Annotated in this window: 16 protein-coding genes; 10 read left to right on the top strand and 6 right to left on the bottom strand. The window is 57.6% G+C overall.

Annotated features, from left to right (window positions below):
- Positions 1-207: 207 nt before the first annotated feature.
- Both IEV54_RS03850 and IEV54_RS03845 read right to left on the bottom strand, forming a co-directional pair.
- Complete coding sequence (locus IEV54_RS03850) at positions 208-660, bottom strand: YcgN family cysteine cluster protein (protein ID WP_150277153.1); 453 nt, start codon at positions 658-660, stop codon at positions 208-210.
- A 2-nt stretch (positions 661-662) separates the two neighbouring features.
- Positions 663-926 carry a glutaredoxin family protein gene (locus IEV54_RS03845; protein WP_150277154.1) on the bottom strand — a complete coding sequence of 88 codons (264 nt, stop codon included), beginning with the start codon at positions 924-926 and terminating at the stop codon, positions 663-665.
- A gap of 157 nt (positions 927-1,083) precedes the next feature.
- Between IEV54_RS03845 and IEV54_RS03840 the strand changes: the two genes are divergently transcribed.
- Positions 1,084-2,412, top strand: coding sequence for a deoxyguanosinetriphosphate triphosphohydrolase (locus IEV54_RS03840; protein ID WP_150277155.1), 1,329 nt, complete (start codon positions 1,084-1,086; stop codon positions 2,410-2,412).
- Here the strand turns inward: IEV54_RS03840 and IEV54_RS03835 are convergent.
- From IEV54_RS03835 to IEV54_RS03820, 4 genes are all read right to left on the bottom strand, one after another.
- Positions 2,399-3,268 (bottom strand): nitrate- and nitrite sensing domain-containing protein, encoded by an 870-nt coding sequence (locus IEV54_RS03835; protein WP_150277156.1) that lies wholly within the window; start codon positions 3,266-3,268, stop codon positions 2,399-2,401. The two genes, IEV54_RS03840 and IEV54_RS03835, sit on opposite strands and share 14 nt — an antisense overlap.
- An 18-nt stretch (positions 3,269-3,286) precedes the next feature.
- Positions 3,287-3,679, bottom strand: coding sequence for a lactoylglutathione lyase (gene gloA, locus IEV54_RS03830; protein ID WP_150277157.1), 393 nt, complete (start codon positions 3,677-3,679; stop codon positions 3,287-3,289).
- Positions 3,680-3,899: 220 nt separating this feature from the next.
- A complete protein-coding gene (locus IEV54_RS03825) occupies positions 3,900-5,117 on the bottom strand; it encodes an argininosuccinate synthase (RefSeq protein ID WP_150277158.1) in 1,218 nt (405 codons plus the stop codon).
- A 96-nt stretch (positions 5,118-5,213) separates the two neighbouring features.
- A complete protein-coding gene (locus IEV54_RS03820) occupies positions 5,214-6,065 on the bottom strand; it encodes a flagellar protein MotY (protein WP_150277159.1) in 852 nt (283 codons plus the stop codon).
- A gap of 135 nt (positions 6,066-6,200) precedes the next feature.
- Between IEV54_RS03820 and pyrC the strand changes: the two genes are divergently transcribed.
- The 9 genes from pyrC (at position 6,201) to IEV54_RS03775 (ending at position 17,281) form a co-directional block, all read left to right on the top strand.
- Positions 6,201-7,235, top strand: a complete 1,035-nt coding sequence (pyrC, locus tag IEV54_RS03815) for a dihydroorotase (RefSeq protein ID WP_150277160.1) — start codon at positions 6,201-6,203, stop codon at positions 7,233-7,235.
- A 25-nt stretch (positions 7,236-7,260) separates the two neighbouring features.
- Positions 7,261-7,929, top strand: a complete 669-nt coding sequence (gene rnt, locus IEV54_RS03810) for a ribonuclease T (protein WP_223825413.1) — start codon at positions 7,261-7,263, stop codon at positions 7,927-7,929.
- Positions 7,930-8,140: 211 nt separating this feature from the next.
- Positions 8,141-9,115 (top strand): TAXI family TRAP transporter solute-binding subunit, encoded by a 975-nt coding sequence (locus IEV54_RS03805; protein WP_150277161.1) that lies wholly within the window; start codon positions 8,141-8,143, stop codon positions 9,113-9,115.
- A gap of 81 nt (positions 9,116-9,196) precedes the next feature.
- Positions 9,197-11,788, top strand: coding sequence for a TRAP transporter permease (locus IEV54_RS03800; RefSeq protein ID WP_150277162.1), 2,592 nt, complete (start codon positions 9,197-9,199; stop codon positions 11,786-11,788).
- Between the two features lie 11 nt (positions 11,789-11,799).
- A complete protein-coding gene (locus tag IEV54_RS03795) occupies positions 11,800-12,228 on the top strand; it encodes a universal stress protein (protein WP_150277163.1) in 429 nt (142 codons plus the stop codon).
- Between the two features lie 151 nt (positions 12,229-12,379).
- Entirely contained in the window at positions 12,380-13,597 is a 1,218-nt protein-coding gene (locus IEV54_RS03790) for a CmpA/NrtA family ABC transporter substrate-binding protein (protein WP_150277164.1), read from the top strand.
- A gap of 31 nt (positions 13,598-13,628) precedes the next feature.
- Positions 13,629-14,207: an ANTAR domain-containing response regulator gene (locus IEV54_RS03785; RefSeq protein WP_150277165.1), complete on the top strand. Its 579-nt coding sequence runs from the start codon at positions 13,629-13,631 to the stop codon at positions 14,205-14,207.
- Between the two features lie 188 nt (positions 14,208-14,395).
- Positions 14,396-15,607 carry a nitrate/nitrite transporter gene (locus tag IEV54_RS03780; protein ID WP_150277166.1) on the top strand — a complete coding sequence of 404 codons (1,212 nt, stop codon included), beginning with the start codon at positions 14,396-14,398 and terminating at the stop codon, positions 15,605-15,607.
- Positions 15,608-15,610: 3 nt separating this feature from the next.
- Entirely contained in the window at positions 15,611-17,281 is a 1,671-nt protein-coding gene (locus IEV54_RS03775) for a bifunctional protein-serine/threonine kinase/phosphatase (RefSeq protein ID WP_150277167.1), read from the top strand.
- Positions 17,282-17,362 lie beyond the last annotated feature (81 nt).

Genomic DNA, 17,362 nt, shown 5'->3' with positions numbered 1-17,362 from the left:
CGAGTTGGTTGGGGGTTGGAGCTTCGAGGTGGGCTTTTTGGCTGGAAGCTGGAAGCAGTCTGAGTGAAAGCCGGTTTCGGATCTGGGTTGGCTCCGGCTTTAGCTTGTAGCTTGTGGCTTGCAGCTTGTAGCTTGCAGCTTGTAGCTTGTAGCTTGCAGCTTGTGGCTTGTGGCTTGCCGCTCCCGGCTCGCCGGGCCTAGCCGGGCCTAGCCGACTCTGAAGATGATGTGCTCTTCCCAGTCATCTTCCGGGACGGCGTCTTCGGCTTTCATGCGGCCAGCCTGGGAAATGCCTGCGCCGTGAACGGCGTCCGGGTCGCCGCAGATCAGGTGGTGCCAGGGAGGCAGTTCATTGCCTTCGGCTATGCGGCGATATCCACAGGTGGGTGGTAGCCAGCCGAATTTGGCGGCATCGCCCGGGGTGAGCTGGATGCAGTCGGGTACGTAACGCACGCGGTCAGCGTAGTTGCTGCACCGGCAGGTGTTCAGATCAAGCAATTTGCAGGCGATGCGGGTGTAGTAGATGGCGTTGGCATCGTCTTCGTCTTCCAGCTTCTGCAGACAGCATAAACCACAGCCGTCACAGATTGACTCCCACTCTGCCTGGTCCATTTCCTCCAGGGTCTTGCGCTGCCAGAACGGCTCTACACGTTGTGCCATGATCAGTTCTCCTCGCCCAGCACATCGGCAAGAAAGACCATTGCACTGGCCAGGTCGAAGGGCCAGTCCAACTCCGCACCGGTGTCTTCTCGGCGTAATACTGGTATGCGCAATTGATATCGCTCCATCATCGCATCGCTTTCGGTAATATCCTGCTCGCGGGGGCGTAGTCCGTTACCTTGCAGGGGCGCCAACTCAAGAGTCGCGGCCTCGCACAGGTGGCAGGCGGTGGTACCGTAAAGCGTCAGATCAGGAACAGCGTTCATGGGCGGTAGTGTCAGAATTAGCAAATGAGAAGATGGCCGTTATTGCCGGGCATATGGTAACCCGGAAGCGCCCGACAGAACATGACCAGACAGCCCAGCTGATGCTTGGCAGCTCCGGCGCCATGCAACATACTCAAGACCCTGCATGGAGACAAGAATGGATTGGGAAACACTGCTGTGCCGCGAGCGACTGGGCAAACCGGTTGCGAGTAACGAAGAGTTGGGCCGCACGCCCTTTCACAAGGACCATGACCGGGTTATTTTTTCTGGCGCTTTTCGCCGGCTGGGCAAAAAGACTCAGGTGCATCCGGTATCAAGCAATGATCATATTCATACTCGCCTGACGCACAGCCTGGAAGTCGGTTGCGTTGGGCGTTCACTGGGTATGCGTGTAGCCGAGATGCTCAGGGGGGAATTACCCGCCTGGTGCGAGCCCGCCGACATCGGAGTGATCGTGCAGGCCGCCTGTCTGGCCCATGACATAGGCAACCCGCCCTTTGGCCATTCCGGTGAAGACGCGATCCGACACTGGTTTCACCAGGCTGACCGCAAGGGCTGGCTGGAGCCGTTGACGGACGCGCAGCGTCTGGACTTTCTCAGCTTCGAGGGTAACTCTCAGGGTTTCCGTGTGCTGACCGAGCTGGAGTACCACCAGTTCGAAGGCGGTATGCGCCTGACCTACGCGACGCTTGGCGCCTACCTGAAATACCCCTGGACGGCTCGCCACGCTGACAGCCAGGGATACAAGAAACACAAATTCGGCTGCTATCAGGCCGAGTATCCATTGCTTGAGCAGATTGCCGGCAAGTTGGGCTTACCCCTGCAGGCCGAGCAGTGCTGGGCTCGCCATCCACTGGTCTACCTGGTCGAAGCAGCCGATGACATATGTTACGGCTTGATCGACCTGGAAGATGGCATGGAGATGGAGCTGCTGGATTATTCCGAGGTTGAGCACCTGTTGCTGCAGTTGGTTGGCGATGACCTCCCGGAAACCTATCGCCAGCTCGGCGCAAAGGACTCCACCCGCCGGCGTCTGGCTATTCTGCGCGGAAAGGCGATCGAGCATCTGGTCAACGCTGCGGCGGAGGCTTTCATCAATCAACAGACGGCATTGCTGGCTGGCACCTTGAAAGGCGACCTTGTCGAGCATATGCACCCCAATGCTCGGCGCTGCGTGCTCGAAGCCAAGAACATGGCCCGCGAAAGAATATTCCAGGACAAGCGCAAGACCCTGCATGAGATCGGCGCCTACAGCACGCTTGAGACTCTACTGGACGCTTTCTGCGGTGCGGTCAACGAGCAGCATGCAGGCCAGAATCTGAGTTTCAAACACCAGCGGATTCTCGACCTGATGGGCAACAATGTGCCCAAACCTGACTGGGATCTGTATCGCAGTTACCTGCGGGTAATCGACTTCATTGCCGGCATGACTGACCTGTATGCCGCCGATATGGCCGCACGGATTCGTGGTGTCAGCCCTGCCTGAGAGCCCGCTCGGTGTCGAGGCGCAAGTGCTCAAGCAGCAGATCAGCGAGCATGTAGTAGGCGCTGACGGCCTGTGTGGCGATATTGAAAAACTCTCTGGCACGCAAGGCGCGATGAGAAGGATCACGCAACAGAACGTCTATAGCCTGGAGTAGTTCATCGACCCTGTCTTCTGCCTCGCGCACTGGTTTAGCCAGGGCATCTCGCAGAGTAGGCTCAACGCTCAATTTGGCAGGTGCCAGATACAGCTGTTGGTGGACAAGCTGGCAAAGGCGCTCGAGCTCCTGGTGCTGCACCTCATTATTGTGCCGACGTGCGGCGATGCCCGTGCCCACCGCTCTGGTCTTGCCAAGCAATTCGGCATTCTTTAACAGGTCAAGCCAGAGCCCTTCGGGTTGCGGCGCCAAACCGCCGAGGCATATGAGGTCATGGCGATGGCCCAGGGCTTCAATTGTGGCAAGTATCAGGCTGGTCAGATCGTGGTGCAGTTGCAACACCTTGAGCGGGTCTCCCGCGTGGCGCGCCTGTTCTATCTGCTCCCACAGGGGAATCACCTGGCGCCATGAGTCGTGCCAGGCCAGATTCGCGCGATGACCCTCGGTACGCTCAAGCAACCTTGTGACGTGGGCATTTACGGTCCAGCGATCACTTTCCAGGGCATGGGCGCCCGACATGACACCAAAACAGAGACCCCGATGCCGCTGTGTTTGCTCCAGCAATTCACGTAGCAACCGCAATTGACTGATGGCTCGCATGCGCGCCTCCAGGCGTAATCTGGCAGCACGTCGTTTTTGCCGGGCGCGTGCAAACAGCAGCCCGACCAGCACCCCAATCCCTGTGAGCAGCCACCAGACCATCACGCCTCCCGCAGCCGCTTAAACCTCAGAGCGGCCTGATAACAGTTCTATCCGATATCCATCCGGATCTTCGACAAACGCCAATACGCGAGTGCCGTGCTTCATTGGTCCTGCTTCACGTACCACATTGCCGCCTGCTGCCTTGATCTGCTCACAGGCCTTGTAGACATCCAGCACCTCGATCGCGATATGGCCATAGCCATCGCCCAGATCATAGTGGTCGATGTCCCAATTGTAGGTCAGTTCAAGTACGGCATTTTCAGCTTCGTTGCCGTAACCGACAAAAGCCAGAGTGAAACGCCCCTCTTCGTTATCCTTACGGCGAAGAAGAGTCATGCCCAGCACCTCGGTATAGAACGCGATTGACGCGTCCAGGTTACCGACGCGGAGCATGGTATGGAGAATGCGCATGATGGCAACCTTCGGTTGAGCGGCAAGCTACAAGCTACAAGCTACAAGCTACAAGCTACAAGCTACAAGCTACAAGCTACAAGCTACAAGCTACAAGCTACAAGCTTGATCAGCATGGGGCTTTTTCTCTGCCTGGCAAATACTTCTGCCAGGCTGAGACAAAAATCTTCAAGCCACCCCGGACAACTTGCCGCTTGCCGCTTGCCGCTTGCCGCTGGGGTTATAGCAGCTTACGCCCCTTGCTCGCTGCAATACGCATACGCAATGCATTGAGTTTGATAAAGCCTGCGGCATCGGCCTGGTCGTAGGCGCCAGCGTCGTCTTCGAATGTGGCAATGGCAGCGTCGAACAGGGAATCATCAGACTTGCGGCCGGTAACGATCACGTTGCCCTTGTACAGCTTCAGACGGACTACGCCGTTCACGTTGGCCTGGGATGCATCGATCATCTGCTGCATCATCACCCGCTCGGGGCTCCACCAGAAACCGTTATAGATCAGCTCGGCATACTTGGGCATCAGGCTGTCTTTCAGGTGTGCGACTTCGCGATCCAGGGTAATGGATTCGATGGCGCGGTGGCCCTTGAGCATGATGGTGCCGCCAGGGGTTTCGTAGCAGCCGCGGGACTTCATGCCGACAAAACGGTTCTCGACGATATCCAGACGGCCAATGCCGTTCTCACCGCCGATGCGGTTAAGTTCGGCAAGCACGGTAGCGGGAGACATCTCCTTGCCGTCGATGGCGCTGATATCACCTTTACGATAGGTCAGCTCGATATAGGTTGGGGAGTCGGGAGCGTTCTCTGGCGACTTGGTCCACTTCCACATGTCTTCTTCATGTTCGGTCCAGGTGTCTTCCAACACGCCGCCTTCATAGGAAATGTGCAGCAGGTTGGCATCCATGGAGTAAGGAGACTTTTTCTTGCCGTGACGCTCGATCGGTATGCCGTGCTTTTCCGCGTAATCCATCAGCTTCTCGCGCGACAGCAGGTCCCATTCACGCCAGGGTGCAATCACCTTGACGCCCGGTTTGAGCGCATAGGCGCCCAGTTCGAAACGCACCTGGTCGTTGCCCTTGCCGGTCGCACCATGGGAGATAGCGTCGGCGCCGGTCTCGTTGGCGATCTCGATCAGGCGCTTGGCGATCAGCGGGCGCGCAATGGATGTACCCAGCAGGTACTCGCCTTCATAGACGGTATTGGCGCGGAACATCGGAAACACGAAATCACGCACGAACTCTTCGCGCAGATCGTCGATGTAGATCTCCTTCACGCCCATGGCCTTGGCCTTGGCACGTGCTGGCTCGACCTCTTCGCCCTGCCCCAGGTCAGCGGTGAAGGTCACGACTTCGCAGTCATGGGTATCTTGCAACCACTTGAGAATTACCGAGGTATCCAGACCACCGGAATAGGCCAGGACGACTTTTTTCACATCAGACATTACGCGCTCCCTTGAAAATTGATCAACGCCACGCACGGGGCGACGGGCAAAGCGCTATTCTAGCGCCCAGCCGGGAGGAATCACAGGGGAGATAGATCAGCTCTTTTCGAGTTTCAGGTTTACGCGACGGTTCAGCGCCCGGCCTTCAGCACTGCGGTTGCTGGCAACCGGGTAGCGATCACCGTGGAAACGCAGGCTGAACAGCTCTTCTGCCACTCCGCGCTCTACAAGGTAATTGCGCACAGCCAGAGCTCTCTGGCGAGCCAACTCCCGATTGTCGAGCCGGTTACCGACGTTGTCCGAATGGCCTTCAAGCACGATACCGGTTATTTCCTCGTCGGCCTGGAGATATTCCAGCGCCGTATCAAGCAGCTGTTTGGCGCTGGCTGATAGGTGAGTCCCGCCGCTGGCAAAGCTGACAACACTATTGGAAATCTGATCGAAATTCATTGGCAGCAATCCGGCGCTGCATTTCTGGAAATCAGTCCAGGCCTGCTGATAACCGATACTGGATACCACCACTCGCACTGGCTCCACTGCATTGGCCCAGGCAGCGCGCTGAATTGTCGGGTGCAACCCACTTGCCAGGCCCGCGAGCATCTGACCTGCCTGCTGCTGTGGAACGCGTATGGCAACCTGCTCGTCAGATACAGCCGTGTAGCCCAGCAACCGGGCCCGCGCCTGGGGCTGCCACATGGGCGCGTCATTGTAGAGCTGCGCCTGACCGGGCCGCATGAGGTTGTTCCAAGCCTTGAGCTCGAATACCGGGCGCTCCCCTGCGCGCCTGACGAACACGGCGTCGCCATAACCGCTGACCGGCTGGGTCAGGCGACATTCGAACTTGTCGCCCTCGACCGACCATTCCACCTCTTCCATGCGCGTCTGAAATGTCAGCGCATGGGCAGGCAGGGCCACCGTCAGCAGTAATGCAATACAGGCTCGAGCCACGGGTTTCTCCGAAAGATGAACTCTTCTCAATGGGTTACATCGGCGAGAAGGCGGAAAACTTTACCCCGTCGGTGTGTAAAATCCGGGGCGCTTCCGGTAGCATTAGCCCATTCAAATTCTCTGGAATACCCGCTGATGACCGACCGCATCACCCTGATCAGGCCGGACGACTGGCACATACATCTGCGCGACAATGATGTATTACCTGACACCGTAGCCGATGCCTCTCGCGTATTTGCCAGAGCAATAGTGATGCCAAACCTGGTACCACCAGTGCGCGACGGCCAACAGGCCGACGCCTACAAGGCGCGCATATTGTCCGCTCGTCCTGCTGGCTCTAACTTCACTCCACTGATGGTGCTCTACCTTACTGACCAGACCAGCCCGCAGATTATCCGCGAAGCCTGGGCAGCGGGTCAGGCCGTCGCCGCCAAGCTCTACCCTGCCGGCGCAACCACCAACTCGCAGTCAGGCGTCACTGCGCTGGAGAATATTTATCCAGCCCTGGAAGCCATGGCGGAGGTGGGAATGCCTTTGCTGGTTCATGGTGAGGTAACCCATGCCGACGTTGATATCTTTGATCGCGAAAAGGCTTTCATCGACCAACAACTGGTGGGGGTGGTCGAACGCTATCCGACCCTGAAGGTGGTCTTCGAGCACATAACCACAGCCGATGCAGTGGATTTTGTACAAAGCGCATCAGGCCGCGTTGCCGCCACCATTACTGCGCATCATCTGCAGTACAACCGCAACCACATGCTGGCTGGCGGGATTCGTCCGCATTTCTTCTGCCTGCCGATTCTCAAGCGCCAACGCCATCAGCAAGCGCTGTGTGATGCCGTGGCTTCCGGTTCCAGCAAGTTTTTCCTGGGAACCGATTCCGCGCCCCACGCCCGGCATGCCAAAGAGGCAGCCTGTGGTTGCGCCGGCTGCTATACCGCCTTTGCTGCCATCGAGATGTATGCCGAAACCTTTGACCACCTGGGCATTCTCGACAAGCTCGAGGGTTTTGCCAGCCTGCATGGCCCTGATTTCTACGGTATGCCGCGCAATACAGACCGGATCACCCTGGTGCGCGACTCCTGGACTGCACCTGAAACCCTGCCCCTGGGTGATCAGGTTATCGTTCCGCTGCGCGCTGGCGAGACCCTGCAATGGCGCGTCGCTTGACCGCCAACCATATTAAGGATCGCTTGTGAGCGAGTTTGAGTTCGACACCGAAGACCAGCAACCCGCAAGTAAAGGGCCCAAGTCGCCAATGGCTTATCGCTTCCGTGGTTTTTTACCGGTGGTGGTAGACGTGGAGACCGGCGGCTTCAACAGCGCTACCGATGCGCTGCTGGAAATTGCCGCCACTATTGTCGAGATGGATGAAGAGGGCATGATCTACCCTGGGGATACGCACTTCTTTCGCGTAGAGCCCTTTGCCGGAGCAAATGTAGAAGCAGCCGCACTGGAATTTACCGGAATCAAGCTGGATCATCCCCTGCGCATGGCAGTGACCGAAGAGCACGCCCTGACGGACATCTTCAAACACGTGCGCAAAGCGGTCAAATCCGCCGGCTGTAATCGTGCGGTGCTGGTTGGGCACAATGCATTCTTCGACCTGGGGTTTCTCAATGCCGCTGTTGAGCGCACGCAGATAAAGCGCAATCCCTTTCACCCGTTTTCCTGCTTTGACACCGCCACGCTGGGCGGCCTGGCGTTCGGCCAGACGGTGCTGGCCAAGGCCTGTTCCGCCGCCGACATCGAGTTCGATGGCCGCGAGGCTCATTCCGCACGCTATGACACCGAAAAAACCGCCGAGCTGTTCTGCAGCGTCGTCAATCGGTGGCGCGAAATGGGCGGCTGGCCACTCGACTGATTCACAACTCTACACATCTATCCGAATCAATAACTTGCCCGCCGTACCAGCGGGCGCTATTTTCAGATAGATGCGCAACAGTCCGCTACACTTCAACAATCGTATCCGTTAACGCTGTTGGATGGGCCACCCGGCCCAGCCGCAACGTGATATCGGCGCCGCCTAACGCGGCTGCCGGCGATAAAAAACCAAAAGAAGGAGCTACCCTCTCATGAAGCGACAATCCCTTACACTGCTGTTTTCAGCGGCCATTGGCCTTGCTGCAATATCCTCAGCACCTGCGATAGCCCAGGAGAAATTTCTCACCATCGGTACCGGCGGCCAGACTGGCGTCTATTACGTTGTGGGCCAGTCGGTGTGCCGCCTGATAAACCGCAATGCCAATGAACATGGCATTCGCTGCAACGCTCCATCTAGCGGTGGCTCCGTTGCCAACGTCAACGCAATCCGCAATAACGACATGCAGATGGGTGTAGTGCAGTCAGACGTGCAATACAAGGCTTACGCCGGCGTGGAAGGCTTTGAGGAAGCGGGCGCCTATGAAGAAATGCGTGCCATGTTTGCTCTGCATGGTGAGCCGCTGACGGTCGTTGCCCGTCAAGACGCCAACATCAAGAACGTCAAGGATCTGAAGGGCAAGCGAGTCAATCTGGGCAACCCCGGCTCCGGTCAGCGTGACACCATGGAAGTCGTGATGGAAGCACTCGACTGGACACGTGATGATTTCGCCCTGGTTTCCGAGCTGGACGCAGCAGAGCAGGCCGCAGCGCTGGGCGATAACAACATTGATGCGATGGTCTATGTTGCCGGGCACCCCAATGGCTCGATTCAGGAAGCAACCACCACGGTCGACTCGGTGATTGTGTCAGTCACAGGTGATGAGATCGACGAACTGATCGAAGAACGCCCCTACTATGCCAAGGCCACGATACCCGGCGGCATCTACCGCGGCAATGAGGATGATGTGCAGACCTTTGGCGTACGCGCCACGCTGGTGACGTCAAGCAAGGTGCCTGACGACATGGTGTATCACACGGTCAAGGCTGTATTCGAAAACTTTGATCGCTTCAAGCGACTGCACCCTGCCTTCGCCACATTGAAGGAAGAGGAAATGATCAAGGAAGGCCTATCCATTCCCCTGCATGAGGGAGCCGTGCGTTACTACAAGGAACGCGGCTGGATGTAATGATGTATTGGCCGCCGGTCATACATCCGGCGGCCAAGCCTGTTCCTCTTAGAAGAAGTAAAACGAACAGCAAGGACGATCATGAGCGAACAAACTACCAAGCGCGACAATCTCAGCAGTGAGCTTGAGGAGCTGGTCGCCACCAGTGATACCGGTGCCCGCAAGCCCAAAGGATTCCCTGGCAAACTGATTGTTTCCGTAGCCGCGGCCTGGTCCCTTTTTCAGCTCTGGATTGCCTCTCCATTGCCCTTTATCGTCGGCTTTGGCGTATTCAACAGCACAGAGGCCCGCTCCATTCATTTGGCCTTTGCCGTTTTTCTCGGATTTCTGTCCTTCCCGGCGTTAAAACATTCGCCACGCGATCGCGTACCCATACCAGACTGGATCCTGGCCTTTGCAGCCTCCTTCTGCGCAGCGTACATCTATATTTTCTATACCCAGCTTTCCACCAGACCGGGCAACCCGACAACGATTGACGTGGTCGTTGCGCTTATCGGCCTGGTCCTTCTGCTGGAAGCTACCCGCCGCGCCCTGGGCCCGCCGCTGATGATTGTGGCCCTGGTATTCATCGTCTACTCCGTTGGTGGTCCATATATGCCGGGCATCCTCGCCCACCGCGGGGTGAGTGTCGATGCACTGGCCAACCACCAATGGCTAACCACCCAGGGGGTGTTCGGCATTGCCCTTGGTGTATCGACCAGCTTTGTGTTCCTTTTTGTGCTCTTTGGTGCATTGCTCGACAAGGCTGGCGCAGGCAACTACTTCATCAAGGTGGCCTTCTCCCTGCTCGGCCACTACAAGGGCGGGCCTGCCAAGGCAGCCGTAGTCGCCTCCGCCATGACAGGCCTGATCTCCGGCTCCTCGATTGCCAACGTCGTTACAACGGGCACCTTCACCATACCCATGATGAAACGAGTCGGTTTCTCCTCGGAAAAAGCCGGGGCCGTTGAAGTGGCCTCTTCCGTAAACGGTCAGATCATGCCACCCGTCATGGGCGCAGCGGCGTTTCTGATGGTCGAGTACGTGGGTATTTCCTACGTCGAGGTAATCAAACACGCGTTTCTACCTGCATTGATTTCCTACATAGCCCTGGTTTATATCGTTCACCTGGAAGCAATGAAAGCCGGCATGCAGGGCCTGGAAAGCAGTAATCCGCCACGTCCGCTGGTACGCAAGATGATCGGTTTTCTGACCGGCCTCATCTTGCTCATGGCATTGTCATTTGCCGTGTATTACGGCTTGGGCTGGCTCAAACCCCTGTTGGGCGAGAGCGCCGGCTGGGTAATAGGTGCCGCATTGTTGGTGGTTTACATTGGGCTGTTGAAAGTCGGATCGCAGTACCCCGAACTGGAACTGGACGATCCCAACTCACCCGTGGTCAAGCTCCCGCAGACCCGCCCTACGGTCATGTCCGGCCTGCACTTTATTCTTCCGGTGATCGTGCTGGTCTGGTGCCTGATGGTTGAGCGACTCTCCCCCGGTCTTTCCGCTTTCTGGGCGACAGTGTTGATGATCGTGATCATTCTCACCCAGCGACCCTTGATTGCCATGTTCCGCGGTCAGAGCAAGCTGGCCAATGACCTGCATCACGGACTTGATGATCTGTGGCAGGGATTGGTGTCAGGTGCGCGCAACATGATCGGTATCGGTATCGCCACCGCCACGGCAGGCATTATCGTTGGCGCCGTTGCGCAGACAGGCGTTGGGCTGGTGCTCGCCGACCTGGTCGAGATCATGTCGATGGGCAATCTGATGCTGATGCTGATGCTCACTGCGGTCTTGAGTCTGATACTGGGCATGGGGCTACCCACTACGGCGAACTACATCGTGGTGTCCGCACTACTGGCACCGGTAATCGTGACGCTGGGCCAACAGAACGGTCTGATAGTCCCGCTGATCGCGGTTCACCTGTTCGTGTTCTACTTCGGAATAATGGCTGATGTGACACCACCTGTTGGTCTGGCTTCCTTTGCGGCAGCTGCGGTGTCCAACGGCGACCCGATTCGCACCGGCTTTCAGGCGTTCTATTACAGCTTGCGTACCGCCGCCCTGCCCTTCCTGTTCATCTTCAATACTGATCTGTTGTTGATCGATGTCGGATTGTGGAAAGGCTTATTGATCTTTGTCGTCGCTACTGTGGCCATGCTTATATTCGCGGCCGGCACCCAGGGCTTCATGATCGTGCGCAACCGCTGGTACGAAAACATTCTGCTGCTTCTGGTGGCCTTCACGCTCTTTCGTCCGGGCTTCTGGATGGATATCGTCCACGACCCCTATCAGTCGATACCGCCCGCAGAAATTGCCCAGGCTCTGAACCGGGTAGATGAGGGCAGCAATCTGCGGATGCAGATCGAGGGTCTGGACGATATAGGCACGCCGCGGCAATTCTATCTGCTGGTGCCCGTTCCTGACGGCGAGACAGGCCAGGAGCGACTGGATGAGCTGGGGCTCACCCTCATACAGGATGGCGACCGAACAATAGTCGATATGGTTACCTATGGCAGTCTTGCTGCGGATCTGGGGTTTGATTTCGACCAGGAAATAACCGAGATTCTCGCGCCGGTTGACCGAGTGGCCAAGGAATGGATGTGGATTCCGGCCTTAGTGCTTTTCATGCTGATCATCGGTCTGCAATGGCGACGCAGGCAACCTGATCAACCGGTCCACGCCTGAGGAGGCCAGCCATGTACAAGAAAATCCTGCTACCCATAGATCTCAACCATGATGGCTCCTGGATCAAAGCCTTACCTACCGCCTTGCAACTATGCCGCGATTACGGCGCCTCGCTGCATATCGTGACGGTGATCCCGGATTTTGGGTTACCGCTGGTGGGTGGGTTTTTCCCCCGTGAATATACCGAAAAGGCAGAGCAAGCGGTTTCTCAGCGACTGAAAGAGTTCGTTCTGGAAAAGATTCCACAGGAAGTTCAGGTGCAACGCATTGTCACCGACGGCAAAACCTACGAAGCCATTCTGCGGGTCGCCAAGCAACTCAAGGTTGATCTGATCGTAATGGCCTCGCACAAGCGCAAGCGTGCCGAGGATTATATTCTCGGTACCAACGCAACGCGTGTGGTACAGCAGTCCAAACGCTCGGTGATGGTGGTGCGTTAAACGATCCTTGCTGGCATAAAAATTGCTTTTTTGCTTGAAAACGCCCTTAGTGGGCTGGCATCAAGCGACAACGGCGTCGTGATCCGGATCGAACCAATCGATCCTGAGCACGGCGTTTTTGTTTGTCCCGGCTTTGATCTGGAGAACAATCATGCAAGACAGCAGTGGTCCACGAGCCGACGCTCTGGCCTGGGTGGCTGGCAGCGACGGCCCGGAAAAGGGTCTGCTGAATATCGGCTATCTGCCGCTCACCGACTCGGCATCGTTGATAGTCGCCGCCACCCAGGGGTTTGGCCAACCTTACGGCCTGACACTGGAGTTGCAGCGACAGGCATCATGGTCAGTACTGCGCGACCGGATTCTGTGCGGCGAGCTCGACGCTGCCCAGAGCCCTTATGGCCTGGTATATGACGTACACCTTGGGTTGGGCGCGCAATGTACACCCATGTCGATACTCATGGGGCTAAATCAGAACGGCCAAAGCATCAATCTTTCAGCGCAGATGCAGCGCTGCGGAGTGACCGATGCTGACGCACTGGCGTCCAAAGTGCACCATGGCAGTGCGCGCCTGCGCTTTGCGCAGACTTACCCGACTGGCACCCATGCCATGTGGCTTTACTACTGGCTGGCAGCCAAGGGAATACACCCCCTGCGGGATGTCGAGTCGCTGGTAGTCCCCCCCTCACTAATGGTGCAACACCTGCAGGCCTCCCGCATTGACGGATTCTGCGCCGGTGAACCTTGGGGTGCGCATGCCATCGAAGAGAATCAGGGATTTACGCTGGCGACCAGCCAGTCGATCTGGCCTGATCACCCGGAAAAAGCCCTCACCACTACTGCCGAATTTGTCGATCAGTACCCTAATACCGCAAGAGCTCTGGTGATGGCGGTTCTGGATGCAAGCCGCTTCATCGACCAGAGTGACGAGAACCGGCGCAGTACAGCACAGCTGATCAGCAGTCCGGACTACCTGAACATACCGGCGGATACACTGCTTCCGAGAATGCTCGGTCAATACGCTGACGGTAACGGTCACACCTGGCAGGATAGCCATCCGCTGCGCTTTCATAACGGCGGACAGGTGAATATGCCTTACCTGTCGGACGGCATGTGGTTCATGACTCAGTTCCGTCGCTGGGGCCTGCTGCGCGAAGATCCCGATTATCTGGCTGTGGCATCCCAGGTACAGCAACTGAAGATCTATCGTGAAGCCGCCAGTCTTCTGGGTATCGAAGTGCCCGATGACGATATGCGCAGCAGCACTTTGCTGGACGACGTAGCTTGGGACGGCTCCAAGCCGGCCGAATATGCGGCAAGCTTTGCTCTGCATGCGCGCAACACAACTGGCTGCCTGGAGGGTATACGGTGAGCCACTATCCATATTCCGGAGACAGCGGCGCATGATGCGCATTTTGCTTATCGACGACACGGCCCGAAAACTGGGTCGCTTGCGCGACTCGCTCAGTGAGGCTGGGTTTGAAGTACTCGATGAGTCCGGACTCTCGGTGGATTTGCCCGCCCGGGTCCAGGAGTGCAAGCCCGACGTGGTGTTGATCGATTGTGACTCACCAGGACGCGACGTAATGGAACAGGTTTGTATGGTGACACGCGATCTGCCCCGTCCTATCGTGATGTTCACCGATGAGCACGACCAGGGCGTGATGCGTATGGCTATTCAGTCCGGGGTCAGCGCTTATATTGTCGAGGGCATTCAGAGCACGCGACTGCGCGCAATTCTCGACGTGGCGATGGCCCGATTCGAGACCGATCAGAGGCTGCGCACGGAATTGCAGGAGCGCGAACGACAACTCAATGAACGCAAACGCATCGAAAAGGCCAAGGGCCTGCTCATGAAGATGAAAAACTGCGACGAGGCAGAAGCTCACACCCTGATGCGCCGCCAGGCCATGAGCCGTCAGCAGAAGCTTTGTCAGGTAGCCGAGCAGATCATAGCGATGAGCGAAATGCTCGGCAATTGAACTTTTAACCCAACTGGCATGCATCCTGCTTCATATCACGCAGGTAGCCAATGGCGGTTGCCCCAAGACAACGACGTCATCTCCGTTCAGAACCCCGGTTCTGGAATGGGGATGGCGTTTTTTTTTGCCTACTGACACTGGGCAAGCGCCCTGAAATAGCGATCAGCGCACACATTGAGGACTAATCGATGAACAACAGTTTCTGGAAGGCCGGCCATACCCCCACCCTGTTTGCGGCATTTCTCTATTTCGATCTCAGCTTCATGGTCTGGTATCTACTGGGCCCTCTCGCTGTGCAAATCGCGACAGATCTGAGCCTGACTGCACAGGAACGGGGCATGATGGTCGCAACACCCATTCTGGCTGGCGCCCTGCTGCGACTACTGATGGGCTTTCTCGCAGACCGCATGTCACCCAAGAGCGCGGGCATAATTGGTCAGCTAGTGGTGATCGTAAGCCTCAGTGCAGCATGGCTGATCGGGGTAGACAGTTACCACGACACGCTGCTGCTGGGCCTGGGTCTGGGCTTCGCCGGCGCTGCATTTGCCGTGGCTTTGCCCCTGGCTTCCCAGTGGTATCCGCCAGAGCATCAAGGCAAGGCTCTGGGAATCGCCGGCGCGGGCAATTCCGGCACGGTGCTGGCGGCGCTTTTCGCGCCGGGGCTTGCTTACCTGTTCGGCTGGCAGAATGTATTCGGTCTGGCACTAATTCCATTGGTCGCGACGCTGATTATCTTCACACTGATCGCAAAAAACGCACCTGACCGCCCCAAGCCCAAAACAGGCAGCGATTATCTGATCGCGCTGAACGACAAGGACAGCTGGTGGTTCATGTTTTTCTACAGCATTACCTTTGGCGGCTTTATTGGATTGGCCAGCGCGCTGCCCGGTTATTTCAGTGACCAGTACGGGCTCAATCCGGTGATTGCCGGTTATTACACCGCTGCCTGCGTCATGGCCGGCAGCCTGATGCGTCCGCTTGGTGGCGCACTGGCGGATCGGATCGGCGGTATTCGATCACTACTGTGTATGTACGGGACAGCCTCAGTGTGCATCGCACTGGTGGGTTTCAATTTATCCAGTTCGGTCGCCGCACTAGCGCTTTTTGTCACTGCAATGCTGGGCCTGGGAGCAGGAAACGGCGCGGTATTCCAGCTGGTGCCACAGCGCTTCCACCGCGAAATCGGTGTGATGACCGGTCTTATCGGTATGGCAGGTGGTGTTGGCGGCTTTGTATTGGCCGCAGGCCTGGGCACGATCAAACAGCACACGGGAGACTATCAACTGGGGCTATGGATGTTCGCCGCACTGGGTCTGCTTGCCCTGCTCGGGCTGGTGGGTGTAAAGCGCCGCTGGCGGACCACCTGGGGATCTTCGGCCATGACCACGGCACGGATATAAACAATGACCCTGCAGTTGCGTGTCGGCGAATCCAGCGCCACCGGGCCTCGTCAGGAAAACCAGGATGCTATTCGCATAGTCACGCCGGCGCCCCACCTTGCGGTCAGCAAGGGGCACCTGATGGCTGTTGCCGATGGTGTCAGCCAGTGCCCGGACGGGGGTCTGGCGGCCCGTGCCACATTGCAGGCGTTGGCGCTTGATTATTACTCCACCCCGGAAACCTGGTCGGTAACCCAGGCGCTGGAGCGGCTATTGAAAGCCCACAACCGATGGCTGCGGGCCAACGGTGGCGGGCAGCCGCTACTGACTACCCTGACCGCCCTGGTATTGAGGGGCCAACGCTACACCATTGCACACATAGGTGACTGCCGAGCCTATCTGCTTCGTAACGGCCAATTGCGACGCCTGACCAGCGACCATGTGTGGGAACAGCCTGGCATGCAGCACGTGCTCAAACGAGCGCTTGGCCTGGACGAGCACCTGGTGATGGATTATCTGGAGGGCGAGTTGCGTGCTGGTGATCGTTTGCTGGTGGTCAGTGACGGCGTCTGGTCGACCAGTGACGATACGTGCATTGGTCGCTGCATGATGGCCAACGAAGACCCGGCCACGGCTTGCAGCCAGCTGATACAACTGGCCCACGATGCCGGTAGCCAGGACAACGCCAGTGCCCTGCTGGTTTGCATCGAGGAGTTGCCGCAGACCAGCCTGGCAGACGCATTGGTGCCACTGAACGAACGCGCGCTGCCGCCCAGGCTCAGGTCGGGACAGCAGTTTGAAAGTTGGCATATTGAGGCGGTACTCGCAGAATCTCGCCAATCGATAGTGTATCGGGTGAAAGATCCGCAACAACAGAGCTGGCTGTTGAAAACCCTGCCCGCACAGCATCATGACAACAACTGCGCCCACCGCGATCTGGTGCTGGAGGAATGGTTCATGCGGCGCTGCGCAGCCCAACAGGTACCAGAACTGCATCCGCTGCCCGGCAGGCGTCATCTGTATTACGTGATGCGCGACTACCCTGGCAAAACGCTGGAGAGGCAAAAGCGCGAGCAAGGTCTGCTCAGTCTGGCTCAGATACAGACACTCGCCCCCGAGCTGGTGCGCGCCGTTGGTATGATGCACCGCCGCAATCTGCTGCACCGCGATATCAAACCCGACAACCTGCACCGTGGCGAAGATGGAGTGTTACGACTGCTGGATTATGGCATGGCGTTCTGCCCCGGGCTTTCTACCTGGGAGCCCAATCACCAGCCCCCGGGCACGCCCAGCTACATCGCCCCTGAGCTATTCAGCGGTGCCGAACCCAGCCCGCAACAGGATATCTACAGTACCGGGGTAACCCTTTATTACCTGATCACCGGCCATTACCCCTATGGTGAGATCGAAGCATTCCAGCACCCACGGTTTACCCGACCCACCCCACCAAGCCGCTACCGGCATGATCTCCCCACCTGGCTGGATGCATGCCTGCTCAAAGCCGTTGAACCCGATCCGCACAGACGCTACGAAACTGCCGAGCAGTGGTTGCTGGCATTGGAGCAGGGAGATCGCCACAGCGTGCAGACCGAGCACATGCCGCTGCTTGAACGCGAGCCGTTGCTGGTATGGCGCGCAATCGCCATCGGCGCCCTGATCATGAATCTGGCGCTATTGGGGGTGATGCTTTACTGAAAACGACCATTGCCATTCCCTGACACCACCCATGCGTCACCAGCGCACCGGCCCAGTGCGCAGCGCCACAATCAAGTGCAA

Source organism: Halopseudomonas salina, assembly GCF_014637955.1.
GTDB classification, from domain to species: domain Bacteria; phylum Pseudomonadota; class Gammaproteobacteria; order Pseudomonadales; family Pseudomonadaceae; genus Halopseudomonas; species Halopseudomonas salina.
The sequence above is the reverse complement of the archived record's forward strand: the minus strand, read 5'-3'. Positions and strand labels throughout refer to the sequence as shown.